The 25,060-nt window shown below is 44.2% G+C and carries 31 protein-coding genes; 14 read left to right on the top strand and 17 right to left on the bottom strand.

Going from position 1 to position 25,060, the window contains the following annotated elements; all coding sequences use genetic code 11:
• Position 1 precedes the first annotated feature (1 nt).
• Together mltG and CHU92_RS07680 are read left to right on the top strand one after the other, a co-directional pair.
• A complete protein-coding gene (mltG, locus tag CHU92_RS07685; protein WP_094414254.1) occupies positions 2–1,042 on the top strand; it encodes an endolytic transglycosylase MltG in 1,041 nt (346 codons plus the stop codon).
• Between the two features lie 281 nt (positions 1,043–1,323).
• Entirely contained in the window at positions 1,324–1,974 is a 651-nt protein-coding gene (locus CHU92_RS07680) for a peptidoglycan-binding protein LysM (RefSeq protein WP_094414284.1), read from the top strand.
• A 14-nt stretch (positions 1,975–1,988) separates the two neighbouring features.
• On the opposite strand, the gene CHU92_RS07675 is transcribed toward CHU92_RS07680, so the two are convergent.
• Both CHU92_RS07675 and nhaA read right to left on the bottom strand, forming a co-directional pair.
• Positions 1,989–2,396: a hypothetical protein gene (locus CHU92_RS07675; protein WP_094414252.1), complete on the bottom strand. Its 408-nt coding sequence runs from the start codon at positions 2,394–2,396 to the stop codon at positions 1,989–1,991.
• Between the two features lie 59 nt (positions 2,397–2,455).
• A complete protein-coding gene (nhaA, locus tag CHU92_RS07670) occupies positions 2,456–3,640 on the bottom strand; it encodes a Na+/H+ antiporter NhaA (protein WP_094414250.1) in 1,185 nt (394 codons plus the stop codon).
• Positions 3,641–3,738: 98 nt separating this feature from the next.
• Here nhaA and CHU92_RS07665 point away from each other — a divergent pair, with 98 nt between their 5' ends.
• Together CHU92_RS07665 and chrA are read left to right on the top strand one after the other, a co-directional pair.
• Positions 3,739–4,023 carry a hypothetical protein gene (locus CHU92_RS07665; protein ID WP_094414248.1) on the top strand — a complete coding sequence of 95 codons (285 nt, stop codon included), beginning with the start codon at positions 3,739–3,741 and terminating at the stop codon, positions 4,021–4,023.
• A gap of 4 nt (positions 4,024–4,027) precedes the next feature.
• Positions 4,028–5,125 carry a chromate efflux transporter gene (gene chrA / locus CHU92_RS07660; protein WP_094414246.1) on the top strand — a complete coding sequence of 366 codons (1,098 nt, stop codon included), beginning with the start codon at positions 4,028–4,030 and terminating at the stop codon, positions 5,123–5,125.
• Here chrA and CHU92_RS07655 read toward each other — a convergent pair.
• Genes CHU92_RS07655 through dnaA form a run of 3 tightly spaced genes read right to left on the bottom strand, consistent with a single transcriptional unit; the run spans position 5,122 to position 7,729 of the window.
• Positions 5,122–5,835 carry an SAM-dependent methyltransferase gene (locus CHU92_RS07655; RefSeq protein ID WP_094414244.1) on the bottom strand — a complete coding sequence of 238 codons (714 nt, stop codon included), beginning with the start codon at positions 5,833–5,835 and terminating at the stop codon, positions 5,122–5,124. The genes chrA and CHU92_RS07655 overlap by 4 nt on opposite strands.
• Positions 5,835–6,299 carry a low molecular weight protein-tyrosine-phosphatase gene (locus CHU92_RS07650; protein WP_165764612.1) on the bottom strand — a complete coding sequence of 155 codons (465 nt, stop codon included), beginning with the start codon at positions 6,297–6,299 and terminating at the stop codon, positions 5,835–5,837. Before CHU92_RS07650 ends, CHU92_RS07655 begins: the two co-directional genes overlap by 1 nt.
• 2 nt (positions 6,300–6,301) lie before the next feature.
• On the bottom strand, positions 6,302–7,729 hold the full coding sequence (gene dnaA, locus CHU92_RS07645) for a chromosomal replication initiator protein DnaA (RefSeq protein ID WP_094414242.1): 1,428 nt from the start codon (positions 7,727–7,729) through the stop codon (positions 6,302–6,304).
• Between the two features lie 185 nt (positions 7,730–7,914).
• Between dnaA and CHU92_RS07640 the strand changes: the two genes are divergently transcribed.
• On the top strand, positions 7,915–8,331 hold the full coding sequence (locus tag CHU92_RS07640; RefSeq protein ID WP_094414240.1) for an acyl-CoA thioesterase: 417 nt from the start codon (positions 7,915–7,917) through the stop codon (positions 8,329–8,331).
• Positions 8,332–8,349: 18 nt separating this feature from the next.
• Here the strand turns inward: CHU92_RS07640 and CHU92_RS07635 are convergent, their stop codons facing one another.
• From CHU92_RS07635 to gntA, 3 genes are read right to left on the bottom strand one after another with little or no spacing between them, the layout of a single operon-like run.
• The gene (locus tag CHU92_RS07635; protein WP_094414238.1) at positions 8,350–8,964 is read right to left on the bottom strand and encodes an IMPACT family protein; all 615 of its coding nucleotides are present in this window, start codon (positions 8,962–8,964) and stop codon (positions 8,350–8,352) included.
• Positions 8,965–9,019: 55 nt separating this feature from the next.
• On the bottom strand, positions 9,020–9,610 hold the full coding sequence (locus tag CHU92_RS07630) for a DUF1989 domain-containing protein (RefSeq protein ID WP_094414236.1): 591 nt from the start codon (positions 9,608–9,610) through the stop codon (positions 9,020–9,022).
• Complete coding sequence (gntA, locus tag CHU92_RS07625) at positions 9,579–10,265, bottom strand: guanitoxin biosynthesis heme-dependent pre-guanitoxin N-hydroxylase GntA (RefSeq protein ID WP_094414234.1); 687 nt, start codon at positions 10,263–10,265, stop codon at positions 9,579–9,581. Before gntA ends, CHU92_RS07630 begins: the two co-directional genes overlap by 32 nt.
• A gap of 137 nt (positions 10,266–10,402) precedes the next feature.
• Between gntA and CHU92_RS07620 the strand changes: the two genes are divergently transcribed.
• Positions 10,403–10,828 carry a hypothetical protein gene (locus CHU92_RS07620; protein ID WP_094414232.1) on the top strand — a complete coding sequence of 142 codons (426 nt, stop codon included), beginning with the start codon at positions 10,403–10,405 and terminating at the stop codon, positions 10,826–10,828.
• Here CHU92_RS07620 and CHU92_RS07615 read toward each other — a convergent pair whose 3' ends face one another.
• Together CHU92_RS07615 and ribD are read right to left on the bottom strand one after the other, a co-directional pair.
• The gene (locus CHU92_RS07615; RefSeq protein WP_094414230.1) at positions 10,829–11,446 is read right to left on the bottom strand and encodes an HAD family hydrolase; all 618 of its coding nucleotides are present in this window, start codon (positions 11,444–11,446) and stop codon (positions 10,829–10,831) included.
• Positions 11,424–12,491: a bifunctional diaminohydroxyphosphoribosylaminopyrimidine deaminase/5-amino-6-(5-phosphoribosylamino)uracil reductase RibD gene (gene ribD / locus CHU92_RS07610; protein ID WP_094414228.1), complete on the bottom strand. Its 1,068-nt coding sequence runs from the start codon at positions 12,489–12,491 to the stop codon at positions 11,424–11,426. Before ribD ends, CHU92_RS07615 begins: the two co-directional genes overlap by 23 nt.
• An 80-nt stretch (positions 12,492–12,571) precedes the next feature.
• On the opposite strand from ribD, the gene prmC reads away from it, so the two are divergent.
• Complete coding sequence (gene prmC / locus CHU92_RS07605; RefSeq protein WP_094414226.1) at positions 12,572–13,420, top strand: peptide chain release factor N(5)-glutamine methyltransferase; 849 nt, start codon at positions 12,572–12,574, stop codon at positions 13,418–13,420.
• A 63-nt stretch (positions 13,421–13,483) separates the two neighbouring features.
• Here prmC and CHU92_RS07600 read toward each other — a convergent pair whose 3' ends face one another.
• Positions 13,484–14,728, bottom strand: a complete 1,245-nt coding sequence (locus tag CHU92_RS07600) for an ABC transporter permease (RefSeq protein WP_165764611.1) — start codon at positions 14,726–14,728, stop codon at positions 13,484–13,486.
• Between the two features lie 188 nt (positions 14,729–14,916).
• On the opposite strand from CHU92_RS07600, the gene hisS reads away from it, so the two are divergent.
• Positions 14,917–16,524: a histidine--tRNA ligase gene (gene hisS / locus CHU92_RS07595; protein ID WP_094414224.1), complete on the top strand. Its 1,608-nt coding sequence runs from the start codon at positions 14,917–14,919 to the stop codon at positions 16,522–16,524.
• A 61-nt stretch (positions 16,525–16,585) separates the two neighbouring features.
• Here the strand turns inward: hisS and CHU92_RS07590 are convergent, their stop codons facing one another.
• Positions 16,586–16,816 carry a hypothetical protein gene (locus tag CHU92_RS07590; RefSeq protein ID WP_094414222.1) on the bottom strand — a complete coding sequence of 77 codons (231 nt, stop codon included), beginning with the start codon at positions 16,814–16,816 and terminating at the stop codon, positions 16,586–16,588.
• A 125-nt stretch (positions 16,817–16,941) separates the two neighbouring features.
• On the bottom strand, positions 16,942–17,556 hold the full coding sequence (locus CHU92_RS07585) for a hypothetical protein (protein ID WP_094414220.1): 615 nt from the start codon (positions 17,554–17,556) through the stop codon (positions 16,942–16,944).
• Positions 17,557–17,918: 362 nt separating this feature from the next.
• On the opposite strand from CHU92_RS07585, the gene CHU92_RS07580 reads away from it, so the two are divergent.
• Both CHU92_RS07580 and CHU92_RS07575 read left to right on the top strand, forming a co-directional pair.
• Positions 17,919–18,212 carry a hypothetical protein gene (locus CHU92_RS07580; RefSeq protein WP_094414218.1) on the top strand — a complete coding sequence of 98 codons (294 nt, stop codon included), beginning with the start codon at positions 17,919–17,921 and terminating at the stop codon, positions 18,210–18,212.
• A 97-nt stretch (positions 18,213–18,309) separates the two neighbouring features.
• Positions 18,310–18,765 (top strand): NUDIX hydrolase, encoded by a 456-nt coding sequence (locus tag CHU92_RS07575; RefSeq protein WP_094414216.1) that lies wholly within the window; start codon positions 18,310–18,312, stop codon positions 18,763–18,765.
• Between the two features lie 27 nt (positions 18,766–18,792).
• Here CHU92_RS07575 and CHU92_RS07570 read toward each other — a convergent pair whose 3' ends face one another.
• Positions 18,793–19,077, bottom strand: a complete 285-nt coding sequence (locus CHU92_RS07570; RefSeq protein ID WP_129583029.1) for a hypothetical protein — start codon at positions 19,075–19,077, stop codon at positions 18,793–18,795.
• A 341-nt stretch (positions 19,078–19,418) separates the two neighbouring features.
• On the opposite strand from CHU92_RS07570, the gene CHU92_RS07565 reads away from it, so the two are divergent.
• From CHU92_RS07565 to CHU92_RS07555, 3 genes are all read left to right on the top strand, one after another.
• Positions 19,419–19,667, top strand: a complete 249-nt coding sequence (locus CHU92_RS07565) for a hypothetical protein (protein ID WP_094414212.1) — start codon at positions 19,419–19,421, stop codon at positions 19,665–19,667.
• 230 nt (positions 19,668–19,897) lie between these two features.
• Entirely contained in the window at positions 19,898–20,656 is a 759-nt protein-coding gene (locus CHU92_RS07560; RefSeq protein WP_165764610.1) for a DUF3667 domain-containing protein, read from the top strand.
• A complete protein-coding gene (locus tag CHU92_RS07555) occupies positions 20,656–21,201 on the top strand; it encodes a hypothetical protein (RefSeq protein WP_243389570.1) in 546 nt (181 codons plus the stop codon). Before CHU92_RS07560 ends, CHU92_RS07555 begins: the two co-directional genes overlap by 1 nt.
• Before the next feature lie 3 nt (positions 21,202–21,204).
• On the opposite strand, the gene CHU92_RS07550 is transcribed toward CHU92_RS07555, so the two are convergent.
• Positions 21,205–21,771 (bottom strand): DUF1287 domain-containing protein, encoded by a 567-nt coding sequence (locus CHU92_RS07550; RefSeq protein ID WP_094414205.1) that lies wholly within the window; start codon positions 21,769–21,771, stop codon positions 21,205–21,207.
• Positions 21,772–21,971: 200 nt separating this feature from the next.
• Positions 21,972–23,249, bottom strand: coding sequence for a replication-associated recombination protein A (locus CHU92_RS07540; protein WP_094414278.1), 1,278 nt, complete (start codon positions 23,247–23,249; stop codon positions 21,972–21,974).
• 75 nt (positions 23,250–23,324) lie between these two features.
• On the opposite strand from CHU92_RS07540, the gene CHU92_RS07535 reads away from it, so the two are divergent.
• Positions 23,325–24,116 carry a rhomboid family intramembrane serine protease gene (locus CHU92_RS07535; RefSeq protein ID WP_094414201.1) on the top strand — a complete coding sequence of 264 codons (792 nt, stop codon included), beginning with the start codon at positions 23,325–23,327 and terminating at the stop codon, positions 24,114–24,116.
• Positions 24,117–24,134: 18 nt separating this feature from the next.
• On the opposite strand, the gene rlmB is transcribed toward CHU92_RS07535, so the two are convergent.
• Entirely contained in the window at positions 24,135–24,869 is a 735-nt protein-coding gene (rlmB, locus tag CHU92_RS07530) for a 23S rRNA (guanosine(2251)-2'-O)-methyltransferase RlmB (protein WP_094414199.1), read from the bottom strand.
• Positions 24,870–25,060: the final 191 nt, after the last annotated feature.

Here is a 25,060-nt window from a genome sequence, read left to right as displayed (position 1 = left end):
ATTGAAACTCAGGAGAATTGTCGGCATTTTTTCGCTGATTGTTATTTTGGCCGGCACCATATACGGCTACATAATGTATAAAGATATTTTTTCGGCAAACACAGCCTTCAGTGAAAATGAAGTGGCGATATTTGTACCTACCGGCGCTACGTATAGCCAGGTGGAGGGGCTGGTGAGGCCCTATATCGGGGACATGGACAAATTCCGGACTACGGCAGAAAAAAAATCTTATCCCGGCAATGTAAAAGCCGGTAAGTTTGTTTTGAGGAGAGGAATGAACAGCAATGAAATCGTTAACGCCCTCAGGCAGCCCCAGCCGGTAAGGATATCGTTTAACAATCAGGAAACGCTTGAACGTGCTATTGGGCGAATTGCTGCACAGATAGAGCCGGACAGCCTTGCGCTGATGAAGGTTTTTACAGATAAACAATTCCTTGAAGAAAACGGCTTTACAGAAGATAATGTGCTAAGCATTTTTATACCCAATACCTATGAATTCTTCTGGAATACCACACCCACAAAGGTAAGGGAAAAAATGGCAAAGGAATACAGGAAATTCTGGACTCCGGAACGTAAAACCAAAGCTGAAGCCCTGAACCTTACGCCTTTGCAGGTTTCGGCACTTGCTTCTATTGTACATAAAGAAACTGTAAAAACCGATGAAAGGCCCCGTGTGGCAGGTGTGTACCTGAACCGGCTGAAAAGGGGTATGAAGCTTGAAGCTGATCCTACCGTTATTTATGCCATGAAGAAACAGTCGGGTGATTTTGAACAGGTAATAAAACGGGTACTTAATAAAGACCTGGTGATAGACTCACCCTACAACACCTATAAATATGATGGCCTGCCGCCGGGACCCATAGCCATGCCTGATATATCTGCGCTTGATGCCGTATTAAACCCCGAAATGCACAACTATATATATTTTTGTGCCAGTGTAACTAACTTTGGCTACCATGAGTTTGCAGTAACTCCGGCACAACATGAAGCTAACCGGCAGAAATATATAGCATGGGTAAACAAAATGGGTATAAAGAGATAAAATACATTAATTCTTGAAAAAAACCTGAAGTAATTTTCTTATATTTTTCTTAGTTTTTTATCTCGATAGAAAGAATTTTTAGGTTAAAATTTAAATTAAGAAATTTTTTGTAACCTGTATATTTTACTGGAGCTACGGAATATTCTTTCACTATTTTTAAGCCTTAACATTCTGTTAATGTGACTATAAAAGCTAATGTATTGTAAATCAGGTTAATGATTTTTTGTATATTTGCTGCCTGTGAAATTCATAAGGTGACAGGTTATGAGAAAATCAACATTATGATAAAAAAATGGTCATACTTTTTAGGTTTAGCCTTATTTATAACCATAGTAAGTTCCGGTTTCAAGCCTAACGGGCCTAAGCAATTTGGAAAGATAGAAGGCTTCCATCTTGCAGATGATGAAATTACTAACTATACAGTACCGACAATTGACGAAACAGCAAAGATTAATTACAATTTTCCTTTTACGGGAAAATCCTACGTGGGCTTTAAACAGGCCGTAGCCATCAAAGAGTCCCAAGGCCTTTATAAATTGATAAACCCTTATGGCTACATGGGAAAGTACCAGTTCGGGAAATCAGCCCTCAAAGCACTTGGAATAGATGATACTAAAATGTTCCTTAACAGCCCCAGGCTACAGGAACGTGCCTTTAAGGCGCTGCTGTCAAAAAATAAATGGGAGCTTCGCCGCGAAATTGAAATTTATGAAGGCAAAGTAATCAAAGGAGTAAAAATTACGGAATCCGGTTTACTTGCTGCGGCACACCTTGCCGGAGCCACATCAGTTAAAAACTTTTTGTACAGTAACGGAAGAAGAGGCTTCCGTGACGGTTTTGGGACTTCGATGAAGAGTTACATTAAGAAGTTTGGTGGCTATGACACTTCTGCTATTGTGCCACACCCTGAGCCTAAAGTACATTTAGATTAATAAAAAATAGCCTGTTAAAGGTTTTTTTTCATTATATCTTCAAGTTCTTTATTCACCTCAAGCAGCCTTTTGTTTTCGGCTTTAAGTAGCCCAGCTGTTCTTTTTCTTAGCCTGCTGCTGTTGCCATTCCTTAATTTCAGGTACACAGCCTCTGATAAGTTTTGTTCATGCTGTTCCTGGATCCACCTGAGGTAGTTCCCGAATGTAATGCCCGGTTTCAGTTCTTCATAATAGGCATCTTTTATAAGTATATAGCTGCTTAGGGTGTCCTGGAGCTTCATGGAAAGGTTTTGGGTGCGCCTGTAGCTTTTCAGGATTTTAAGTTTCTCGGCTTTTCGTTTTGGGCTATTTGAATACAAGTAAATAGCGGCAACAATAATAACTACCGCTATTAAAATAATATATTCAGGGAAGAAAGACATTGCCAGCCACGTTTGCCCGAATATACTAAATAATTTTATATACAATAAGATAAGCCCTGCTAATTTTCTCTTAAAGAAACTTTGCGGTTATAAAAATTCAGTAACAAGTAACCTGCAATACCTGAGGCAACTGAGGCAACCAGTACAGCAAATTTGGCTTCCGTCTGCAGGTGTACATCGTCAAAAGATAGCAAAGCTATAAATATTGACATTGTAAAGCCAATACCACCTAAAAGCCCAAGCCCGAGTACATGCATCCATCTGGTACCTGCCGGAAGTTCTGCAATTTTTGCCTGGACTGATAGGTATGACATGATAAATATTCCCGCGGGTTTTCCAAAAAACAATCCTATTACGATACCCATGCCGAGATTGCTTACCAGGCCTTCAGCCATGCCGCTTTCAAATGTGATGTTAGTATTGGCAATAGCAAAAATAGGCATAATTATAAAGTTTACCGGCTTTGTAAGCGCATGCTCAAGTTTTTCGAGAGAGGATTCTGTATCATCAGCTGTAGTGGGCAGGGTAAGGGCAGTAAGCACTCCCGCAATGGTGGCATGGATGCCGGAATGATGGATAAAATACCACATTACCATGCCGGGCAGCACGTAGAAAAAAATATTCTTCACTCCAGTACGGTTAAAAATAATCTGCAGCGCAAAAATACCGCCTGCGTATAAAAGGTAGGACAGTTGAAGTGTTGTGGAATAAAATATGGCTATAACCAATATCGCCATTAAATCATCAACAATGGCAAGTGCCGCCAGAAAAATCTTGAGCCCCGAAGGCACTCTGTCTCCCAACATAGACAGTATACCCAGTGCAAAAGCAATGTCGGTAGCCATAGGTATACCCCAGCCATGGGCTGTAGGCGTGTTGTTATTGAACAATCCAAACAGGAGCGCAGGCACTACTACCCCGCCAACAGCAGCAAGCACAGGCAGTGACGCCTGTTTAACCGAAGAAAGTTCACCCTCTACAATTTCCCTTTTGATTTCAAGCCCAACCAGCAGGAAAAATATAGCCATGAGGCCATCATTTATCCACAGCAGGACAGGGTATTTGAGGTGTATGGCAGCATTTTCAAAACCAAATTCCTGCAACAGAAACCCGTTGAACCCTCCGGCTAAACCTGTATTAGCAATTATCAATGAAACAGCCACACAAATAAGAAGCAGGATTCCTCCTGCTGATGTTGACCTGAAAAACTCGCGAAAAACGGTTAGGTTAATTAGTTTTGCCATATTTACAAAGTTACAAAAACCATTTAACTTCCATCAATACATTATGTCAATATGCTATTAATTCTTAATTTTATCAGGTAAACGTTAATTTACAGGATATGGCTGATCTACATATACAAGATGCCGACCTTGAAGGAAAAGACTATGAGTGGCTACTGGCTGAGGTTAAGAGGCTGAGGCAAGGCATAAGGCAACACCGCGACAGTACAGGCCATAACCTGTGCTGGCACCACCCGGCCCTATGGGGCCTGCTGCCCGAAAAGATAAACCCGGAAGCTGCTGTTCCCCCGTGGGAAAAGTTCATGGCGGGATGTATACGGTACCGTGCTTCATTAGATAAAGAATTACCGGGTGCGCTCGTTCACGATTCAGAATACCAATAGCATTATGGCAGGAGATCTTATGGCTGTCATAAGGCTTTTTGCCAGGCTCGGCATCACCGCATTTGGCGGCCCTGCCGCACATATTGCCATGATGCGGCGTGAAGTAGTTGAGCGGCGGCAATGGATGCAGGATAATGAATTTCTTGACCTTGTAGGTGCCACAGGGCTTATACCCGGGCCTAACAGCACAGAAATGGCAATACACCTGGGGCATAAAAAAGCAGGCTGGAAAGGCCTTATAGCCGCCGGTGTCCTATTCATACTTCCGGCCGTGATTATCACAGGTTTTATAGCCTGGCTATATAAGCACTATGGCGCTTTACCGGTTGTTGAGCCTTTTATATATGGCATTAAGCCGGCCATAATTGCTATAATTGTTATAGCTGTTTACCCTATGGCAAGGGCATCTTTGAAGAACATGCCCCTAGTACTGCTGGGTGCAGCTGCGCTGGCTATGGCGCTGGCAGGCATACCTGAACTTTTTGTTATGCTCGGTATGGGGTTATTATATATGGTTTATTCAGGTTTTGGCAGGCGCAGCATGATAAGCTTTTTGCCTCTTACAGGGGCGGCTTCAGTAAGCAATACCGGGCTTTTCTTTACTTTTCTTAAAATTGGGTCTGTTCTGTATGGAAGCGGCTATGCACTGTTTGCTTTTATTGATAACGAGCTTGTGGCTACAGGTGTACTGCAAAGCCAGGTGCTTATTGACGCTATTGCGGTAGGGCAGTTTACACCGGGGCCTGTTTTCTCCTCAGTAACGTTTATAGGCTACCAGGTAAATGGTTTAGGCGGGGCGGTAGTTTCTACAATAGGAGTGTTTTTACCTTCATTTATTTTTGTGGCGCTGTTAGGCACAATATTAAAATACCTTGAGGGAAATAAAGCTTTCAGGCACTTCCTTGATGCTGTAAATGTAGCTTCGGTTGCCATAATCATGGCAGTTTGCTGGCAGATGGGGAAGGAGTGCATTATAAACTGGCAAACCACTGTAATTGCTGTTTCGGCCTTATTCCTGCTGATAGCCTTTCCTAAAATTAACTCAGCTTTAATAGTATTGTCCGGCTCATTGGCGGGCTATCTTTTGGCAGTCCTGCATTAAAACCTGTGGATAATAAAGATGCAGGGCCTGTTGTGCAGGTCAGTCTTTTCGCGTTTCCATTGTGCAATGGTTTTGGTGCTGATGTACTCTGAAGGCAAAGTAATATCAGCCGCTATGCATAAATGAGTATCCGGCTGCAGTGTACCAAGAAGGTCCTCAAAAAGCTTATTGTTACGGTATGGGGTTTCAATGAAAAGCTGCGACTGGTTTTTTTCGCGCGAAAGTTTCTCAAAATTCTTCAGGGCAGTTTTCTTCTCGGCTTTATCTATAGGTAGGTATCCGTTAAAGGCAAAGCTTTGCCCGTTCATGCCGCTGGCCATCAGCGCAAGCAGGATAGAGGAGGGGCCTGTAAGCGGAATTACCTGTATCCCTCTTTCATGGGCAATTTTTACGATTGAAGCGCCCGGGTCGGCAACACCGGGGCATCCGGCCTCGCTCATCAGCCCCACATGATGCCCTTCAAGGCACGGCTGTAGTAGGGAAAAATATTCAGAGGGCTCTGTGTGTTTATTAAGTACTGAAATTTTTAAATCAGGCTGTTTTTTTGTGGGAAGAATAGCTTTTATGAACCGGCGTGCAGTTTTTTCGTTTTCAACGATATAATAGTCAATAAAACCTATTGCTCTTGCCACAGCAAGGGGCAGCACCTCTTCAGGGTTGGCTTCGGCGCCCAGCGGCACGGGCAGCATGTATAATTTGCCGACGGGCATCAGCTATGCTCGTTTAAAAGTTTTTTGGCTACAAGGGTGCAGGCTTCATCAAGCATGTCATACACTTTGTCAAAACCTCCCTGCTCACTCCAGTAAGGGTCGGGCACGTCAACATTCTGGCCGGGGAAAATCTCGTCCATCATAAGTTTTACTTTTGCTTTGGCAGCCGTATCGGGCGCAAGCATCACCACATCCTTATAATTAGATGTGTCCATTACATAAATATGGTCAAACTTGGTGAAATCTTCTACATTAAACTGCCTTGCAGTCTGGCAACTTATATCAAGCCCCCTGCTTTTAGCGGTAAGCACAGAACGCTTATCGGGGCCTTGCCCTACGTGCCAGTTGCCGGTCCCGGCAGAGTCTACAAAAAATTTATCACGGGGAAGTTTTGATTGCAGGATGCCTTCCGCCAGCGGTGAGCGGCAAATGTTGCCCAGGCAAACCATTAAAATCTTTACCATCTTTATAAGGATAGTTTCTTGTGTATATCGTCAACAAATTTGCGGAACTGCTTATCGGTAGTTACAAGGTTATCCACTGTTTTGCAGGCGTGCAGTACAGTGGCATGGTCACGGTCACCAATTTGTGAACCAATATTGGCCAGCGATGCCTTGGTGAATTTTTTGGCGAAGAACATAGCCAGCTGCCTTGCCTGTACTACATGTCGCTTACGGGTTTTTGACTGTAATGTGTCAATATCGAGCTGGAAATAATCAGATACTACTTTTTGTATGTAATCTATTGATATTTCCCGCTTAATGTTCTTAACAAATTTCTCTACTACCTGCTTGGCGAGGTCAAGTGTAACCTCACGGTGGTTGAACGATGACTGCGCTATCAATGATATAATAGCGCCTTCGAGTTCGCGTACGTTGGTTTTTATATTACGCGCCACGTACTCCACAATCTCCTCAGGCATATCAACACCATCGCGGTAAAGGATATTTTTCAGGATAGAAATCCTTGTTTCATAATCAGGCTGGTGCAATTCTGCCGAAAGGCCCCACTTAAAACGCGAGAGCAGGCGTTGCTCAATGTCCTGCATATCAACAGGTGCCTTGTCTGAAGTAAGGATTACCTGTTTGCCGTTTTGGTGAAGGTGGTTAAATATATGGAAGAAAACATCCTGGGTACCTGTTTTTCCCGAAAGGAACTGTACATCATCTATAATAAGTACATCTATAAGCTGGTAAAAATGGATAAAATCGTTCCTTGTATTACGCTTTACAGAATCAATATATTGCTGTGTAAAAATTTCAGCAGAGATGTATAAAACCGTTTTTTCAGGATATTTATCCTTTATCTCTACTCCTATGGCATGGGCAAGGTGTGTTTTGCCGAGTCCAACCCCACCGAATATAAGTAGCGGATTAAATGATGTACCTCCGGGCTTATTGGCTACTGCCAGTCCTGCAGATCGAGCAAGACGGTTGGAGTCGCCTTCAAGGAAATTATCAAAACTGTAATTGGCATTTAACTGGGATTCTATCTTCAGGTTCCTTATGCCGGGTATGATGAACGGGTTTTTGAGCTCAGGGTTTTTATTCTGCAACGGAACGTCCACTTCCTGTGGCTTTACAGGGACGCGGTGGGCACTGGGCAACTGCTCTGTAAAAGGCTGTTTGTTGCCGTAAGTGTTTTCCATCTTAATTTTATAAAGTAACTTTGCGCCCGTACCAAGTTCTTTTGTTAATGCAACTTTAAGTAATTTCACATAATGTTCCTCAAGCCATTCATAAAAGAACTTGCTGGGCACCTGGATATATAATGCGCTGTCGGTAAGCTCAACCGCTTTAATGGGTTCAAACCAGGTTTTATAGGCCTGGTCCTGAATATTGTCTTTTATAAAAACAAGACAGTTTTCCCATACCGATTGCGCAGTTTTACCCATATATCCTGAAATTTTTAGTTATTACTTGTGTTTTTACAAAAGAGGGAGAAGGTATCTCTCTTGTTTGGGAGAACAAATATGGAAACAAAATTCCTCAAAAAAAAATTCTTTCCGTATTGATTTTATAAAAAAAAATATGTAAGCGGATATTTAAATTTTTAATAATTAATTAACAGTGACAATAGATGAATTTTCATGAAATTAAAGTACGTGTACGATATGCAGAGACGGATAAAATGGGCGTAGTTTATCATGGTAATTATGCACAATATTTTGAAATGGGGCGTGTAGAGTGGCTTAGGAATCTGGGCCTTAGCTATGCTTTTATGGAGGAACAGGGCATAATGCTGCCAGTGGTGCAGTTAACATTAAATTATAAAAAACCCGCCCGATATGATGACCTGCTGACTGTAAGGACAATCTTAAAAAAACGGGCATCTGTTAAGATAGAATTTGATTATGAGATATATAATGAGAGAGGGGAGTTATTAACAACGGGCTACTCCATGCTGGTGTTTGTTGATATGAAAACCGGGCGCCCTGTTTTACCGCCGGATTATGTCCTGCAAGCAATTTCAGAAAGCAATAACGGGAAAGTATGATTTTATGAGCAGATAAGCTTATGGCTGTAATTTACTGCTAACTTCTACTTCATATAAGTTTTGTAATGCTGCGGCAGCTGCTGCGGCATTTTTTTTGCGTGTGCTTATAACAACTTCACAATCCATCTCCATTTTTTGCGAAAGTATAGCCAGGTTTTTTTCGCGGATAACCCGCATCACTTTGTTCATGTGCTGGTACCCAAATGTAAGTGTGAATTGTACATCAATTGTTTTTTCCAAAATAACAGAAGCTTCGAGCGCCATCTGCGCCGCGGTGCGGTAAGCTGCTATCAGGCCGCCCACACCCAGTTTTATGCCCCCGAAATAGCGTACTACAACCACCACCACATTAGTAACACCAAACGACTGTATCTGCCCATATATAGGCATGCCAGCTGAATTATTCGGTTCGCCGTCATCATTGGCACGATAATATAGGGTTTCAGCGCCCAGCTGAAAAGCATAGCACCAGTGCCGTGCCGAATGGTGCTGCCTGCGCAGGCCATCCAGTATAGTTTTTACTTCTTCTTCGGTAGTTACGGGAAAAGCATATCCGTAGAACTTGCTGTTCTTATCCTTGAAAAGTGTTTCGCCTGACGGTGCCGCCAGTGTTTTATAGGTATCGATGTCCAATGTAGCCTAAATCAGCAGCAAAGGTATCTTTTAAAGGTATTACATGCAAATTATGCTAGCCCAGCAGCTGGTATCCTATGGGCTTGAACGACCCGTTGTTGGTTTGTTCTGCCGAACAGGCTGTTAAAGCTACAATAAGGTCCATGGCGGCTTCAATAACAATATAATCACCAGCCGTGCTTTTTGGGGGCAGTACTGCTACTTTTCCCTCTTCACAGTCAATACTTACATTCATAAAAATGTTAAAAGTAACAGGGATGTCATCAGGCCCGATCCCGTAAGGCGCCAGGTGTTCACAAAGGTTGCCGAAGCACCCTTTGTGCGGATTTTTGTGTTCATAAAGTATCCTGAAGGTATCGGCACTGCAGGGTGTAAGCAGGAAGTCGTGCAGCCCGACCGTATCTTCGGTAATGCGGAACATAATATTGCTCCGGTTGGAGTAAAAGCTGTGCCCTTTCGTGAGCCTTATAGTCCCCGCATAATCAATTGTCCTGCCGGATGACAGGTATTCTTTCCGGTCGTGCAGGTTATAGCACATAAGGTCGGCAACCTGCTCACCTTCCATATCCACTACTTTGAGGCGCTGACCCTTTTTAAGCAGGAATGCTGTGCCGCTACGCGGATTTATTACGTTCAGTGCCTGCATGTTTTAGGTGTAGAGGGCACTTCCAGCTGTTGCCCAGCTTTTGCCCGGTATATTGGTAAACTTCTGATTTTTCGCCGAAATCTGTCAGCATAGGGTTTACATTACCCGCAAGTTCAGTATCTTTTTTGCGTACAATATTTTTCATTTTTTCATATTGCCCCGCATCCCTTAGCTGTTCAAACTGCGCATGCGGGTTAAAAACAACAGCAGGATATTTAAACCGCCTGGCCGGCCGGCTTGCTGCCGGGTGCATGCCAATTACAAAAAAAGCTTCCCCTTTAAGGCTGAAGCTGAACTGGCTGCTATCCGTGTCAGCATCAACCCTGTGGTCGTACTCATAATGTTCCGCATCAAGGTCTGAGAGCGCCTGTAGCCTGCTCCAGAAGAACCGTGCGTACATTTCTTCACTAAATACCTCAGGTTCTGAAAAAAGTATGGCTGCCGAATGAAACATGGTGCCTGCACTGCGGTAATCATTTACAAAACTGTATATAAAATCAAGGATAGCCCTGTCATCTTTCGGGCAGGCCATGTGCCCTGCAGCCATTACTTTAACCTGCCCCCTGGCCATGGCTGCCTTTGCTGCCACACACGGAAAGGCACTATTTTCAATATAGGCCTGCCATTCTTTTATTAATTCCTCTGCATTAACCATGATATTGTTACTTTTGTTATAGCTAATTTCCTGCTATATCTTAATAACTGCAAGGTTGTTAGCGGAGTTTTAAGGCATATTTAGCGTAATTTTAGGCTTTGTTTATAGTAGAAGATGCAGGTTTTAAAAATTAATGTATGAAAAATGTATTATGGTGTTTAATGTTTGCCACACAGATTTCCTGCGGGCATAAGGCAGAGATAAAGGAAAAATATTGTGGTGTGGAAATGTCAGGCTTTGAGGTGCTTGACTATAAGAAAATGGGTGATGACGGCTATGATTATACTGAGGATGACAAGCTCTTGCTATCGGAGCTAAAAACAGGTATTAATAACCTTTTTGACAATAAAGAAGCTATTGAGGTCTATTTTGCCATGAAGGATAAAGGCAGGATAGCCCTTTATATTGTAGCGCCTGATGATAAAGCCATGGTAGAAAAAATAAGTTGTTATGTACTTGCATCAGGCTTTAAAAACCTTCCGCCAAGCCGGAACCTGTTGTTCTATACCAATGAGCATAATTCATTGGTTGCCGCGGTCAAAACTAAGCCGGTAAATACATAATTACACGTCTTCAAGGCTGATAATTTTTTTGTCAAAAAGGCCTGTTACGTCTTCTTCGCCTGCTTTTAATGTCCACGTCCGGAAGCCAAGCTTCTCTGCGGTCCTAGTATTAAAGTCTTTATCGTCAATAAAAAGGGTACGCTTGGGCTGTATCTCGTGTTTATTGATAAGATAGTAATAGGCTTCCTCATCCGGCTTGCGCACACCGATCTCGTGGGAAAAATAAATACCTTCAAAGCACTGGTAAAAGTCGCTGTAAAAGGAAGCGCCTGCATCCTGCTCAAATTTTTCAATATGTATAGGGTCCGTATTGCTTAAAAGGAATAGGCGGTAGGTTTGCGAAAGCTTTTGCAAAAATTCGAGCCTGTAAAGGGGGAACTCGCCAATACCGGCGTTCCAGGCCTGTTTTATCTGCTCTGTTGACGCGCCCGGTATATGTTCCTGTACCCCTTTCAAAAAGGCCTCGCCATCAATTTTACCTGTTTCCATCTGGTGCTCAAGCTCCTGCAGGGCATTATCCCATTCTTTAAGCCCAAGGTTCACCAGGGCATTGGTTCTTGCCTGTTTATCCTTATCGATAAAAACATCGCCAAAATCAAATATAATTGTATTGATCATAGTTCCTCAATATTACTAATTCATCTGCGCCTATATATTTTTTTACTGTAGCATCCCCCTTTATAAACGGGGCGGGCGTACCCTCTCTAAAAGAAACATCTCCTGTAAAAATCCTGGCCTCATCCCACAATCCGGCATCAATAAAAGCCTGTAGTGTCTGCCGTCCGCCTTCAATGATAACCGAAATTAAGTTGTGCTTGTACAATACCTCCATGCAATTCCGGGGTAAATGTTCATCAAAAGCAATTTTTTCAAAGATGAGGTTCTCTAAATTAGTGCAATTCTCCTGTTCCGTCAAGATAATTGTCTTTATTTTTAGATTTTTAACAGAATAGGCGGGGGTAATGCTGCCCTGCCTGTCCAGCACTACCCGAACAGGGTTGGGCCCGCTCCAGTCACGCACATCAAGGTTGGGGTTATCGTCAAGTACGGTCTTTGTACCCGCCAGTATGGCCATTTCCTCGCTTCGCCACTTATGCACCAGCTGCCGCGAATAAGGATAAGTTACCCATACAGGTTTTTTTTCTGCATCAGGCTGGCGCAGCGGAGCTATAAACTTGTCTTTACTTTCTGCCCATTTAAGTATACTATAAGGCCGTTTTTTTTCGTGGTAGGTAAAAAAGCGCCGGTTCATTTCCCTGCATTCCTGTTCAAGCACGCCCACTACTACATTTCTGCCGGCCTCACGCAGCTTCTTTATGCCGTTGCCGGCTACTTTTTCATGCGGGTCGGCAGTACCTATCACAATATTTTTAATACCCTGGTTAATTATCAGGTCACAGCACGGGGGCGTTTTACCGTAATGGCTGCAAGGTTCAAGGCTTACATAGAGAGTAGCTTCAGGTATAAGGTGGCGGTCCTGTTCCGCTACCGAACTGATGCAGTTAACTTCGCCGTGAGGGCCGCCGTAAGCTGAAGTATAACTTTCCCCAATTATGCGGCCGTTATGTATCAGCACCGCACCTACCGAAGGGTTGGGCATGGCATCCCTAAGGCCGTGTTGGGCAAGTTCAAGGCAGCGCTGCATATAAAGCTGGTGGTCCATGTGGAATTGTAAAGTTTCAAAGTTACAAAGTTTACATTTTGTGTGCCCTACATCGCTGCGAATAATTAGTTTTGCAGGTAATGAAGATAAGAGACTACAGGAGCCATTTCCTCCGGGAACTAACACCGCTTTATGATGCCATGGAGGCCGAAAGCTTTTTTATAATTGCCCTTGCGGAACTGAAAGGCTGGAAACGTACTGACCTTGCCCTTAATCCTGATGCTGAATTTTCAGAAGCCGAAACCCGTGAGTGGGATGTCGTCCTCGCACAGCTCCAAAAACAGGTCCCTATACAGTATATTTTCAACAAGGCCTATTTTTACGGGCTGGAATTTGAAGTTAACAGGCACACCCTTATTCCACGACCTGAAACAGAGGAACTGGTAGCATGGGTCATTAATGATAATAAAGCTAAAGGAAACAGTAGTATCCTTGATATAGGTACAGGCAGTGGCTGTATTGCCGTTTCGCTGGCTAAAAACCTGCCCCGTGCCACAGTTTCTGCACTTGATGTTTCTGAAGAGGCCCTGGCTGTAGCCATACGTAACGCAACACAAAATGACACAGTAGTTGCCTTCCGGCAGATGGACATCCTTACTGTTGAAGCCCTGCCACAGCAATATGACTGTATTGTATCGAACCCGCCTTATGTACGTGTCCTTGAAAAGGGGCAAATGAAGCGGAACGTACTGGAGTATGAGCCCCACCTGGCTCTTTTTGTTGAAGATAATGATGCACTGCTGTTCTACCGAAAGATTGCACTGTTAGCAAAACAGGCGCTTAATAAAAACGGGACGCTTTACTTCGAGATTAACCAGTACCTAGGCAAGGAAACCGCTGAAATGTTAGAAGGCTATGGCTATACAAACATCATACTGAAGAAAGACATTTACGGGAATGACAGGATGATAGCCAGTAGGCTGGCTTAGCCTTTGTTACAATAACGGTCAAAGCCGAAGCTGCCGTTTTTCAGAAATGCCGCTATAATCCGTCTACTCATACCTGAGGGCCTCGACGGGGTCGAGCTTGGAAGCTTTTACAGCCGGGTAAGAACCCGAAAACAGCGTAACAATAATAATGGTTATAAGCGCTGCCGAAATGGCAAGCCACGGCATAGGGAAGGGTACCCCAAAAATTAAAGAAGCGCCATAACCTGTGAGCAGCCCCAGTAGCAGGCCTACAGCCCCGCCAAGCAGGCTGATGATAAGTGTTTCGGTAAAAAACTGCATGGCTATGGTGCTGCGTTTGGCGCCGAGTGATTTGCGCACGCCAATTTCACGGGTCCTTTCGGTTACAGAAACCAGCATGATGTTCATGAGCGCTATTGAGGATCCAAAAACGGTAATAATGCCTATAACCCAGGCTGCTATGCCCAGGGCTTCGGTTTGCGACAGCAGGGTTTGTATCAGTTCATCACTGCGCTCAATACCAAAATTTTCTTCTTCAACAGGGTTTAGTTTCCTTACCCGCCTCATAGCCAGTATGGCATCATCAACCGCCGGATCCAGAAAATCTTTATTATTAACCATCACCCTGACTTCGTAATCAATGTTTGGCGCTGTAAAAAGTGACCTCGCTACCTGTATAGGTACTATAAGCCTGAGATCCTGTCGGCTTCCGAATGTAGAGCCTTTTTCTTTAAGCACGCCAATCACCCTGAATTTTGCCCCCCGTATGGATACAATTTTATCAATAGGGTTTATATCTTTAAAAAGCCCTTTTTCAAAATCGCTGCCCAAAATGCACACATAATTGTTGTTGCTTATGTCAAAACTGTTAAAGTTCCGCCCTTTGGTAGTTTCAAGCCCTGAATTGGGTAAAAAGTTTTCGTCGGCGCCAAGGATTGTAATTTCAGGGTCCGTTTTCTTACCTTCATGCTTCACCTCTGCATTTCCGGCCGCTGTAAACGAAAGGGACACGGCAGAACCCGGGAAGCCGTATTTATCTTTAAATTCCCTTGCCTGCGGATAGCTGATAATAGGGTTTATCTTGGCTTCATTGCTGTTGCGCCCCAGTTGCTCGGAAAAGTCGTAGCGGCTGATGGTAAATGTATTGGCACCCATCGAGGCAAAATTCCCGGTTACTGTACTCTCCAGCACAGTTACTGCGGCAAGTATGCCTACCAGTGCCCATATGCCGATACCTATAATCAGCACTGTTAATATGGTACGCAGCAGCTGTCCTTTTATGGAGCTGAAGGCAATTTTGGTATTTTCCCTGAACAGGCCTAACATCATTATTTTTTTGATGGCACTAAAATACAATGTTTAGTTTAAAAGTTTACGGTTTAAAGCCGAAAAGTTGGAAAGAGGGTAAAGTCGTTTTTAGGGTGAGATATAAATCTGCAGCCTGAAATCTACAATCTGCAATCTGAAATCCGAATTTCCCAGCGTATATTTGCACTTATAAAAAATAAGCATATACCATGGCACAAAAACCGGGAATACCAAAAGGGACAAGGGATTTTTCACCCGCTGAGGTGGCTAAGCGCCAATATATTATAGCCGTCATAAAACATCATTTTGAGACCTTTGGCTACCAGCCCATTGAAACACCATCTTTTGAAAATTCCGAAACCCTTATGGGAAAATACGGGGAAGAAGGCGACAGGCTTATTTTTAAGATACTGAACAGCGGTGATTATTTTCTATCTACCTCTAAATCAATAGAAGATTTTGCTGTAATTGTTTCGGATCTTCAGATTATAAGAGACAATGCTAAGAATGGATCAATAATAAATTTTAGTAAGCAAAGTGAAATAATAGATATTAAGGAAAGACTCCATATAGGTGACAAGTTAAAGAATATATATATAAGTCTTCTTAATGAAGACACTTTTTGGAATAACATTATTGAGTCTGATAGTGTAGAAGATATTATTAAATCTGGCTTTCTTGACATTGTCTTTGCAGAATTTAGCTCGATTAAACTCACCCCGCAAATTTCTGAAAAAGCCCTTCGCTACGACCTCACGGTGCCATTTGCGCGCTACGTGGTAATGCACCAAAATGAGATTGAATTTCCGTTTAAGCGTTATCAGATACAACCGGTATGGAGGGCTGACCGCCCGCAAAAAGGCCGTTTCCGTGAATTTTACCAGTGCGATGCCGATGTGGTAGGGTCAGCCTCCCTATGGCAGGAGGTAGAGCTGGTACAGCTATATGATAATGTATTTACAGCGCTGGGTCTGGGCGGTGCTGCCATAAAAATCAATAACCGCAAAGTACTTTCGGGCATTGCCGAAGTTATCGGGGCCAAAGATAAACTTATTGACTTTACCGTAGCTTTAGACAAGCTCGATAAAATAGGCGAAGAAGGCGTTAAAAAAGAAATGCTTGAAAAAGGCATTACACAAGAGGCAATTGAAAAAGTGCAGCCATTATTTAATTTTACAGGCAGTGTGGACGAAAAACTGGCAAGGCTGTCCGATCTGCTCGCTACTTCGGAAGAAGGGATGAAGGGGGTGGAAGAGCTGCGTTTTATTTGTGCCAACGTTACTCAGTTAGGCCTTAAAAAGTCAGTGCTTGACCTTGATGTTACCCTGGCACGGGGGCTCAATTACTATACCGGCGCCATTTTTGAAGTTACTGCACCTAAAGGGGTGGTCATGGGTTCCATAGGCGGGGGCGGCAGGTATGACGACCTTACCGGCATATTCGGGCTGAAAAATATGAGTGGTGTTGGTATTTCTTTCGGGCTGGACAGGATTTACCTCGTCCTGGAAGAACTCGGCCTTTTCCCCGGTACAATAACCGAAACCACTAAAGCTTTGTTTCTAAATTTTGGCAATAGGGAAGCCTTATATGCCATGAAAGCCATAGGGAAACTCCGCGAGCGGGGGATAAAAGCAGAACTCTATCCTGATGCCGCTAAAATAGCCAGGCAGTTCCAGTATGCCGATAAGCGGGGCATTCCCTTTGCGGTGCTGGCCGGCGATGCCGAAATGAGCAGTAACACATTTACCCTCAAAAATCTCGTTACCGGCAGCCAGCAGCAGGTGGCTCCTGAGCAGCTTATGCAGGCGCTGCAATAAAAAATCCCGCCTGTTGTGGGCGGGTTTCAAAAAATACATCCAGGTAAGTTATCCCTGCTGCTTACACCACATTAAGGATATTGACTTTGTTTTTCTGGACGCTACCCGTACTGTCCTGAAGGATCTCAATGCCTAAAATTTCAAAAGGGCGCTCAATCTGGTTATTATTGATGTCAAGGTAATCCATAACCAGCTCATCAAAACTGTCCGGGTGCAGCGAAATGGCCACGCTGTCGGTCAGCTCATTTTCAATAATGAAATTCCTGATTCCGTCATAGGTAATTTTATCCATATATAAGGTATTTAGTTCAGGGATAAAAGTACTGTATGAAGGAAAATATTATAACAAGAAAAGCGTTAAATGTTTGAAATTTAACACATTAAAGAATTTTCTGTATAAATTCCTACAGAGGTTTCTTACCGGAATTCTACCAGCCCTCCCGCCGTATCGCCTGATTTTGCTGTGTTATTCACGGCCATGCCCCATGGTACAGCGGGATATTTCTTGCCGAACTCCGCCACGTCACGATCCATTTTATCTGTCACAACAAGCTTCGGAGTGCCCGGCAGAGCAGCGTCATTGTAAGTAATTTCTCCTATATAGCTTATTGTTCCGGCCTTAATATCAAAAGGTATGGCAAATTCCCTGCTAAAATTCACCATCCCGTTGGGTCCTATATGGTTAAGGTAATTGTATTCCGTAAAAGCATATTGGCCGGGTTCGCGCTCAATGACAAACAAGTACGTCTTCCTGTTATTAAAGTCGCCTGTAAAAGCCCTACCGTTGCCTTCGCGGGCTTTGATCATTATTTTGCCGGCGTTTCTTTTCCTAAACTTTTTGTCACCTTTTACAGCGTTATAAAAAAGGCGGTAAATGTCATTCATGGGCTTGTCACCTTCAAAAGTAAGCGTACCTACGGCAATACCCCTCTGCGGTGAAGGAGTAAAATCAGCCGGCAATACATCTTTATTTGCGCTACTGCATGCCACAAGCAACAGTGCCGCTACAAGAGTTTTATACATAAATTTCATAGCATATTTATTTATCCTAAATTACAAATTTTAAAACAAAAATCTACAGGCCAATCTTCATTGGGAGCAGTACCAGGTGGCTTTATTTGCCGTGGCCCGGTCCCGCTCTCGTCTCTATCTCCCCGCCGCAAAAGCGGGCGGCGGGGAGGATGCCGCCTCCATCATCGGGGCTGGAAGCAGGGGCAGGGGCATTACCTGCCGGCACCTTAGCCCTACATCTAAAAAAATAACGGCATCTCCTCTAAATAGTTTAACGTAACCTTACCACTAATTAACATTACCCTATAACTTGTTTATTACCAGTATATTTAATTTTACCAAACAGCTAACTAAAATTATTACTAATTAAAATTTACATCATTATGTCAATCCAGAAAAATGACCATTCAGAAGGCAAAGTAGCAAAAGCTATTGAAAGCCAGACAGCAAAACTTCCGTCAGACACATTCCTTTGGGCCGCCTTAGGCTCTATGGCAGTATCAGCAACGCTGAAAATATTCGGCAAAAACCACACAGCACTATTCGTTGGCCAGTGGGCTGCGCCATTCCTGTTACTGGGAGTTTATAATAAAATAGTAAAAGTGGAAGGCAGCGACCAGGACGACAGCAGCTCAATAAGCCGCTACGCTGAACCCGAAAAAGGCTTCAATGAATAACGATAATGCCAACCGCACAAAACACAACCTGCTGCATGCAGGTTTTTTTTGTGCCTTTCCGGCACCTGTACATAGCACAAGTCACTAACTTTACATCATGAAACAAAGCGCCGGCATATTGCTCTACAGGAAAATTAACCCGGAGCCCGAATATTTTCTGGTGCATCCGGGAGGCCCTTATTTTGTGAAAAAGCACGAAGGCTGGTGGACCATACCCAAAGGAGAGCCCCGGGACGGAGAGCCCTTATTGTCAGCAGCCATTAGGGAATTTCAAGAGGAAACAGGCTTCGCGCCGCCGGGGCCTTACCAGGAGCTGGCGCCAGTCATACAAAAAGGAGGTAAAAAAGTACATGCCTGGGCCTGCGAAGGCAACCCCAATGAAAAAAACATTATCTCAAATACTTTTGAAATCGAATGGCCTCCGCGTTCCGGTAAGCTGAAAACCTTTCCTGAAATTGATAAGGCAGGCTGGTTTACTGCCGGCGAAGCTTTACTACTCATAAACGAAAGCCAGGCTTCATTTATTCATCAACTGCGGCTGCTCTTCGGGTAAGGCCATCACAGTGGCAGGCATTTGCGCTCAATTTATCTGGACAGAATATTTATCAAGGTATTTTTCCAGTAACTTGCCCTGCTTAAAGCTCAGCTTCCATAAAATTTTATTAGTCACGGTATGGCACCACAGTTCCACATAAAAATTATCAATAGCGTACAACAGTTTCTTAACCTCGCCATCCATGCAGGCATCAATCAGCACCCCTTGTTCCCAAAGGATACGGTACTGATCCTCTTCATTCAGTTTCTTATAATCACACAACTTCATACGTCCTAAAATTACAAAAATATCATATCTTCCCATTGCCATGAAGCATAAACTTCAGTAAGGCCATGTTTATTATCCGGAGCAGCCGGCTAAGCGCACTTTTTGTAACCGCACGTCCCGCTTTTCGCTATATCTCCCCGCCGCATAAGCGCGGCGGCGGGGAGGATGCCGCTCCAATCGGGGCTAAAGGGTGAGGGCAGTGTATCCTTTTGGCCCATATAAAGCTTCTCCCTGTCCATGGACAACCTGCATAATTTGCGTTATGCCACAACATATTGCCACTACCACCAGCCAATATTTAAGTATTAATTAGCACATAGTTATAGAAATTTAAGATAACAAAAAACGAACTTGCACAGGTTAATTGCTTAAAACAGAAGAAAATGAAACTGCTACTTTTGATACCAAACCTGGTGCTTATAACAATAGCCGGCTACAATCTGTACCAAACGGTGCATGCTGGCCATATCCAGGCTAATTTTACCCTCCTGCTGCTGCACGCCATGGTGTTGCTGTTGTGCGGAAGTTTTGCGGGGCTTATCATAAAGTCAATGGTTACATTCCGGTATATTGAAACGCGAAGCACAGCACGCGGAAAGGCTTACAATAATGTAACGGTGCAGCAACAGTAAAAAAATTTTATATTTTAAGAAAAGGCCTGTTGTTACAGTAAATTTTTTTTTATTACCTTTAGCCTCATGGTTTTGCCAACTAACGCATAGCGCCTTCAGGTGTTGTGGTTTGTGATAAAACTAGATACTAAACTAAACTTTTTGGGCTGCCTTCGGGCAGCTTTTTTTATATCCCTATACAGGCATTTGTAAAAAACTTTTATTTTTACCGGGTTTAAATGCTCAAAATCATGGCAACAACTACCTGTAAAAACTGTACTACCAATTTTGAAGGGAACTATTGTGTCAACTGTGGGCAGTCGGCACATACGCACGCGATTGACTGGCACTATGTGTGGCACGAGATACAGCATGGGATATTTCATGTAGATAAAGGGCTGCTTTTTACAATCAAAGAACTTACCCTGCGCCCCGGAAGCACTATCAGGCAATTCATTGCCGGCAGGCGCGTTGCTTATTTTAAACCTACAGCCATGGTGATTTTCCTCGCCACGCTATATGGCTTCCTGTATCATTATTTTGAAGTGGACTTAATGTTCCGGCTTTATGATGAACATTCAAAAGAAGCGCACCTGTCCGCAAAGGTACAGGAATGGATAACTTCACATTATACGCTGGTAACCCTTATGATCGTACCGCTTTATGGTATGGTGTCGTATCTGATGTTCAGGAAGAGCCGGTACAATTTTATCGAGCATATGGTGCTGAATACTTTTTTAGCCGGGCAAAAGCTTGTGCTGCATATTTCCCTGCTCCCGCTGCTCTATGCCTGTAAGGACAGCATTTATGCCAACTGGGTGCCTGCATTCTTATTCATTACAGATATAGCGCTTACCTTATGGATTTATATAAGTTTTTTTGACATGTTTTCTGTCCTTTCAAGGGTCATTAGGACATTTCTCAGTTATATCTTTGTAATGCTTTTTGTCACTATAGTGGGAACCATAATAGCTTTAATTCTGTTATTTATGGGATTTATAGTTAACTGATGTCATTGTTTTATAATAAAATCCAGGCAAGTACGGCACATCGGCCGGTACGCGATTTGCTTTGCGCGGAAGTCCTTGGCAATCACCAGTTGTTCCCGGAACTTATGGCGACTGCCCTGAGCATGCAGGATACCAGCCACCACAAGGCCTGCTGGATACTCGAACTGGTTCTGGAAAAAGATTTGGATATGCTCAGGGGCTACCTGCCGCAATTTTGTGATTCGCTGCCTGCATTTACGCACGATGGCGCCATACGTTCCGTATCAAAAATATGCCTGTTTTGTGTGCAGCGGCATATGAGGGACGGAAGTTTCCTCACCGCCAGACAGCTTCAGCAGGTTACAGAAGCCTGCTTTGACTGGCTTATATCAGGTGCTAAAGTAGCCTCAAAAGCTTATGCAATGCGCGCGCTGTACCTGGCCGGTAAAAGCAAAGCCTGGATACACCCTGAACTTGAGGTAATACTTACGCGGGGATTTCCCGAACATTCGCCTGCATATAAAGGTGCCGCTAAAGAAATATTACAAAAAATACACAAAGCATAAAGGCTACTTTTTATACCTGTAGTGGCCGGTAACCTTATACCGGAACAGGCAGTCATCAAGTACTTGCCCATAGCCTACATTATGTACCACCATGTACCTGTTACCTTTTTTCCGGTTTACCACAATACCTATGTGGGGTAGGTTAGCCGGGAGTATCCAGGTAACGATATCGCCCGGCTTGTAATCGGCAGTGTTGTTTGTTACAGGCAGTTTTTTGCCTTTCCTCGTAAAAAAAACCTGCAGGTTTGGCACCCGCCTGTGGTCAATATTAGTATCGGTACTCTTAAGCCTCCATGATTTGGGGTAAACTGCAAAATTAGCTTTCATGTCCTCATGTACTTCTTTTTGCAGGTCAATACCCAGCCTGCGGTAACTGCGTATGACGACATCGGTACAGACGCCCCTGTCTTTGGGTACGTCGCCGTTTGGGTAAGGGATATTGTAATACCTGCTGTCATATACTACAGTATCTTTGGTGACTGACAGCGCGGCATCGGATAGTTTTTCAAAAAAATCCCTATGCGGTATGGCAACAGCATAAATGAATAATAAGGGCGCTATTTTTTTCATCGGCAGGAATTTAGTAAGTAACGCTGCCTTTGCTGTATTAGTATCGGTGGTACAACAGGTTTTTCCTGTTAGCCCCGATAGCAGCGGCATCCTCCCCGCCGCCCGCTTTCGCGGCGGGGAGATAGAGCGAATAGCGGGAAAAAGCTCCCCTAAAAAACTATTATTTTTGGTATGGAGTAAAAATCACCGGGTTTAGCGGGCTAATAGCCATACTTGCCTTTCCACCGGGTTCTTAAAAAATCGCGTGTTGCATTTTCACGGCTGTTGTTGCCGGGGTCATAAAACCGGGTGTCCTTTATTTCTGCCGGAAGGAATTCCTGTTCGGCAAAATTATTTTCAAAATCATGGGCGTATTTGTAGTCGTCTCCATAGCCCAGATCTTTCATCAATGTAGTGGGTGCGTTGCGCAGGTGGAGCGGTACGGGCAGGTCGCCGGTCTGCTTCACGGTTTGCTGTGCATGGTTTATGGCCATGTAGGATGCGTTGCTTTTAGGCGATGTAGCCAGGTATATGGCGCACTGGCTCAATACTATCCGGGCCTCGGGGTAGCCAATGGTACTTACTGCCTGGAAGGTATTGTTGGCCATGATAAGCGCGGTAGGGTTGGCATTCCCTATGTCTTCACTGGCCAGTATAAGCATGCGGCGGGCTATAAACTTCAGGTCTTCCCCGCCTTCAATCATTCTTGCAAGCCAGTACACCGCACCGTTAGGGTCGCTGCCCCGCATGGACTTTATAAAAGCAGAGATAATATCATAGTGCTGTTCGCCTGTTTTATCATAGAGCACCGTGTTTTTCTGGGCCAGCTGCATTACCTTATCATTGGTAATTTCAATGGTGTCGCCATCAGCGGCATTAATAACCAGCTCAAAAATATTAAGCAGTTTTCGGCCGTCGCCACCGGACAACCGTATAAGCGCCTCAGTTTCTTTCAGGCTTATATTTTTAGTTTTTAGTATGCTGTCTGTTTCCAATGCACGGTGCAAAAGTGCTTCCAGGTCTTCTTTTGTAAATGGGTTCAGCACATACACCTGACATCTTGACAATAATGCGGGGATTACTTCAAAACTTGGATTTTCGGTTGTAGCGCCTATAAGTGTTACAATCCCTTTTTCTACCGCAGCCAGTAAAGAATCCTGTTGGGATTTGCTGAAGCGGTGTATCTCATCAATAAACAGTATCGGGTTTTTTGCCGTGAAGAGTCCGCCGCTTTGTTTTGCTTTGTCTATCACCTCGCGTACTTCCTTAACACCGGAATTTATAGCGCTAAGCACATAAAAAGGCCTGTTACTTTCCTGGGCCATGATTTGGGCAAGTGTTGTTTTACCCGTACCCGGAGGCCCCCATAGTATCAGTGAAGGGATAATGCCGCGGCCTATCTGGTGCGTGAGGGAGCCGCCGGGCCCTACCAGGTGCTGCTGGCTGATGTATTCTGAAAGGCGCTGTGGCCGTATGCGTTCTGCGAGGGGGGTATCCATACCCGTAAAAGTAAATATTTTGTGCCAAAATAGCAGGTTAAAATTTATGGATAAATTTTTGACGTTCATTCTTACATGATTGATAGCCGTGACAAACATTTTACATTTACACCATCAGTAATACTATGGCCGCTTATGGCTACTTTACTGATATGGGGCGTTTTTTGGGTGGAGGTAAAATATGAAGACCTCACACACTATGGTATTTTCCCGAGGACGCCCGGGGGGCTCAGGGGAGTTCTTTTCAGCCCGTTCCTGCATGGCAGCCTGGAGCACTTGTATAACAACAGTATCCCGCTGTTCCTGCTGATAGCTGCCATGCGCTTTTTTTACCGCAGGCAGGCATTACAGATAATAATTTATGGCATCGTTCTCTCGGGCTTATTTACATGGGCCATCGGCAGGCCTTCCTACCATATAGGGGCCAGCAGCCTCATTTATGTGCTGGTAAGCTTTATTTTCTTTAAAGGCCTGCAGACCGGCTACTACAGGCTGGTAGCCCTGTCATTGCTCATTGCCACTTTTTATGGTGGTATGATATGGTATGTTTTTCCGGGGGTAGAAGACAATATTTCGTGGGAGGGGCACCTGGCAGGGTTCTTTACCGGGCTGTTGTTTTCTGTAATATACAAAACACCTGAATACAGGAAGCCGATAACTTATGCCTGGGAACATCCGGACTTTGACCCAGGCACCGACCCGTTTATGAAACGCTTTGATGAGAACGGCAATTTTGTAAACCCGCCAAAACCGCCAGATATTGAAGTAACCGATGCCGAAGTACTTTCACCGCCGCCGCAGATAAGGATTGTATACAATTACCGTGCTGATAAGCAGGAAGGCGAAAATAATAGGAACAATCCCTGACAGAAGTAGGAATATAACCTAGCTTCGCTGCCTTACGGCTTCATAAAGAAAAGCGCCACAGGCTACCGACACGTTCAGCGATGCTATGCTGCCGAATAGGGGCAGCTTTGCTTTTTCATCTGTAATTTTTAGTACAGAGGGGTTTATTCCCCTGTCTTCAGAGCCCATAATTATAGCAACGGGCTCATTAAGGGACACGTCATAAATAGTATTTTCTGTCTTTTCGGTGGCAGCTACGGTTTTTATGCCGGAACCCTGCAGGTGGAAAATCGCATCTTTTATATGCTCCACTTTACAGATAGGCACATTGAATACGGCCCCGGCTGATGTTTTCACCGTATCGCCGTTCACCGGTGCCGATCCCTGTTTCTGGATGATGATACCATCTACGCCTGTACATTCGGCAGTGCGGATGATAGCACCGAAATTACGGGCATCGCTAAGCTGGTCCAGTATCAGGAACAAAGGTATCTTGCCGCTTTCGGCCACACGCTCCACCAGCGTTTCAAGGTCGTGGAAATGTATTGGGGCAATAGTGGCAACCGCCCCCTGGTGGTTATTTGGGGTAAGGCGGTTCAGCTTCTCCGCAGGCACATAACTGAAATTGACGTTGTTGCCTTTCATCACTTTCATCAGCTCCCGCATCAGTTCGCCCTGTGCGTCCTTCTGCACAAAAACCTTATCAATTTCCCTGCCCGCATGTATAGCTTCAATAATTGCCCTGATACCGAAAATCTGGTGTTCTTTTTCCATGGGGCAAAGATAATAATTCCGGCGCTACCGTTACGGGAGAGATAAAATAATAAAGCCACTCCCGCAGGAATGGCTATATCCGTATATCTTTTTATTATCAGGAGCAGCGGCCTGGGTGCTTCTTTTTTAAGGCCTGGTCCCGCCGTCCGCTATATCTCCCCGCCGCAAAAGCAGGCGGCGGGGAGGATGCC

The sequence above is a fragment of the Flavobacterium cyanobacteriorum genome (assembly GCF_002251835.1).
GTDB lineage: Bacteria > Bacteroidota > Bacteroidia > Flavobacteriales > Flavobacteriaceae > Flavobacterium > Flavobacterium cyanobacteriorum.
Note: the sequence above shows the minus strand (reverse complement) of the source record. Positions and strands in the feature narration are given on the sequence as shown.

Excerpts from the sequence above, each read along its gene's own strand:
- CHU92_RS07680 (WP_094414284.1), top strand. The coding sequence starts at position 1,324 with ATGATAAAAAAATGGTCATACTTTTTAGGTTTAGCCTTATTTATAACC.
- CHU92_RS07675 (WP_094414252.1), bottom strand. The coding sequence starts at position 2,396 with ATGTCTTTCTTCCCTGAATATATTATTTTAATAGCGGTAGTTATTATT.
- nhaA (WP_094414250.1), bottom strand. The coding sequence starts at position 3,640 with ATGGCAAAACTAATTAACCTAACCGTTTTTCGCGAGTTTTTCAGGTCA.
- CHU92_RS07665 (WP_094414248.1), top strand. The coding sequence starts at position 3,739 with ATGGCTGATCTACATATACAAGATGCCGACCTTGAAGGAAAAGACTAT.
- chrA (WP_094414246.1), top strand. The coding sequence starts at position 4,028 with ATGGCAGGAGATCTTATGGCTGTCATAAGGCTTTTTGCCAGGCTCGGC.
- CHU92_RS07655 (WP_094414244.1), bottom strand. The coding sequence starts at position 5,835 with ATGCCCGTCGGCAAATTATACATGCTGCCCGTGCCGCTGGGCGCCGAA.
- CHU92_RS07650 (WP_165764612.1), bottom strand. The coding sequence starts at position 6,299 with ATGGTAAAGATTTTAATGGTTTGCCTGGGCAACATTTGCCGCTCACCG.
- dnaA (WP_094414242.1), bottom strand. The coding sequence starts at position 7,729 with ATGGGTAAAACTGCGCAATCGGTATGGGAAAACTGTCTTGTTTTTATA.
- CHU92_RS07640 (WP_094414240.1), top strand. The coding sequence starts at position 7,915 with ATGAATTTTCATGAAATTAAAGTACGTGTACGATATGCAGAGACGGAT.
- CHU92_RS07630 (WP_094414236.1), bottom strand. The coding sequence starts at position 9,610 with ATGCAGGCACTGAACGTAATAAATCCGCGTAGCGGCACAGCATTCCTG.
- gntA (WP_094414234.1), bottom strand. The coding sequence starts at position 10,265 with ATGGTTAATGCAGAGGAATTAATAAAAGAATGGCAGGCCTATATTGAA.
- CHU92_RS07620 (WP_094414232.1), top strand. The coding sequence starts at position 10,403 with ATGAAAAATGTATTATGGTGTTTAATGTTTGCCACACAGATTTCCTGC.
- CHU92_RS07615 (WP_094414230.1), bottom strand. The coding sequence starts at position 11,446 with ATGATCAATACAATTATATTTGATTTTGGCGATGTTTTTATCGATAAG.
- ribD (WP_094414228.1), bottom strand. The coding sequence starts at position 12,491 with ATGGACCACCAGCTTTATATGCAGCGCTGCCTTGAACTTGCCCAACAC.
- prmC (WP_094414226.1), top strand. The coding sequence starts at position 12,572 with ATGAAGATAAGAGACTACAGGAGCCATTTCCTCCGGGAACTAACACCG.
- CHU92_RS07600 (WP_165764611.1), bottom strand. The coding sequence starts at position 14,728 with ATGATGTTAGGCCTGTTCAGGGAAAATACCAAAATTGCCTTCAGCTCC.
- hisS (WP_094414224.1), top strand. The coding sequence starts at position 14,917 with ATGGCACAAAAACCGGGAATACCAAAAGGGACAAGGGATTTTTCACCC.
- CHU92_RS07590 (WP_094414222.1), bottom strand. The coding sequence starts at position 16,816 with ATGGATAAAATTACCTATGACGGAATCAGGAATTTCATTATTGAAAAT.
- CHU92_RS07585 (WP_094414220.1), bottom strand. The coding sequence starts at position 17,556 with ATGAAATTTATGTATAAAACTCTTGTAGCGGCACTGTTGCTTGTGGCA.
- CHU92_RS07580 (WP_094414218.1), top strand. The coding sequence starts at position 17,919 with ATGTCAATCCAGAAAAATGACCATTCAGAAGGCAAAGTAGCAAAAGCT.
- CHU92_RS07575 (WP_094414216.1), top strand. The coding sequence starts at position 18,310 with ATGAAACAAAGCGCCGGCATATTGCTCTACAGGAAAATTAACCCGGAG.
- CHU92_RS07570 (WP_129583029.1), bottom strand. The coding sequence starts at position 19,077 with ATGGCAATGGGAAGATATGATATTTTTGTAATTTTAGGACGTATGAAG.
- CHU92_RS07565 (WP_094414212.1), top strand. The coding sequence starts at position 19,419 with ATGAAACTGCTACTTTTGATACCAAACCTGGTGCTTATAACAATAGCC.
- CHU92_RS07560 (WP_165764610.1), top strand. The coding sequence starts at position 19,898 with ATGGCAACAACTACCTGTAAAAACTGTACTACCAATTTTGAAGGGAAC.
- CHU92_RS07555 (WP_243389570.1), top strand. The coding sequence starts at position 20,656 with ATGTCATTGTTTTATAATAAAATCCAGGCAAGTACGGCACATCGGCCG.
- CHU92_RS07550 (WP_094414205.1), bottom strand. The coding sequence starts at position 21,771 with ATGAAAAAAATAGCGCCCTTATTATTCATTTATGCTGTTGCCATACCG.
- CHU92_RS07540 (WP_094414278.1), bottom strand. The coding sequence starts at position 23,249 with ATGGATACCCCCCTCGCAGAACGCATACGGCCACAGCGCCTTTCAGAA.
- CHU92_RS07535 (WP_094414201.1), top strand. The coding sequence starts at position 23,325 with ATGATTGATAGCCGTGACAAACATTTTACATTTACACCATCAGTAATA.
- rlmB (WP_094414199.1), bottom strand. The coding sequence starts at position 24,869 with ATGGAAAAAGAACACCAGATTTTCGGTATCAGGGCAATTATTGAAGCT.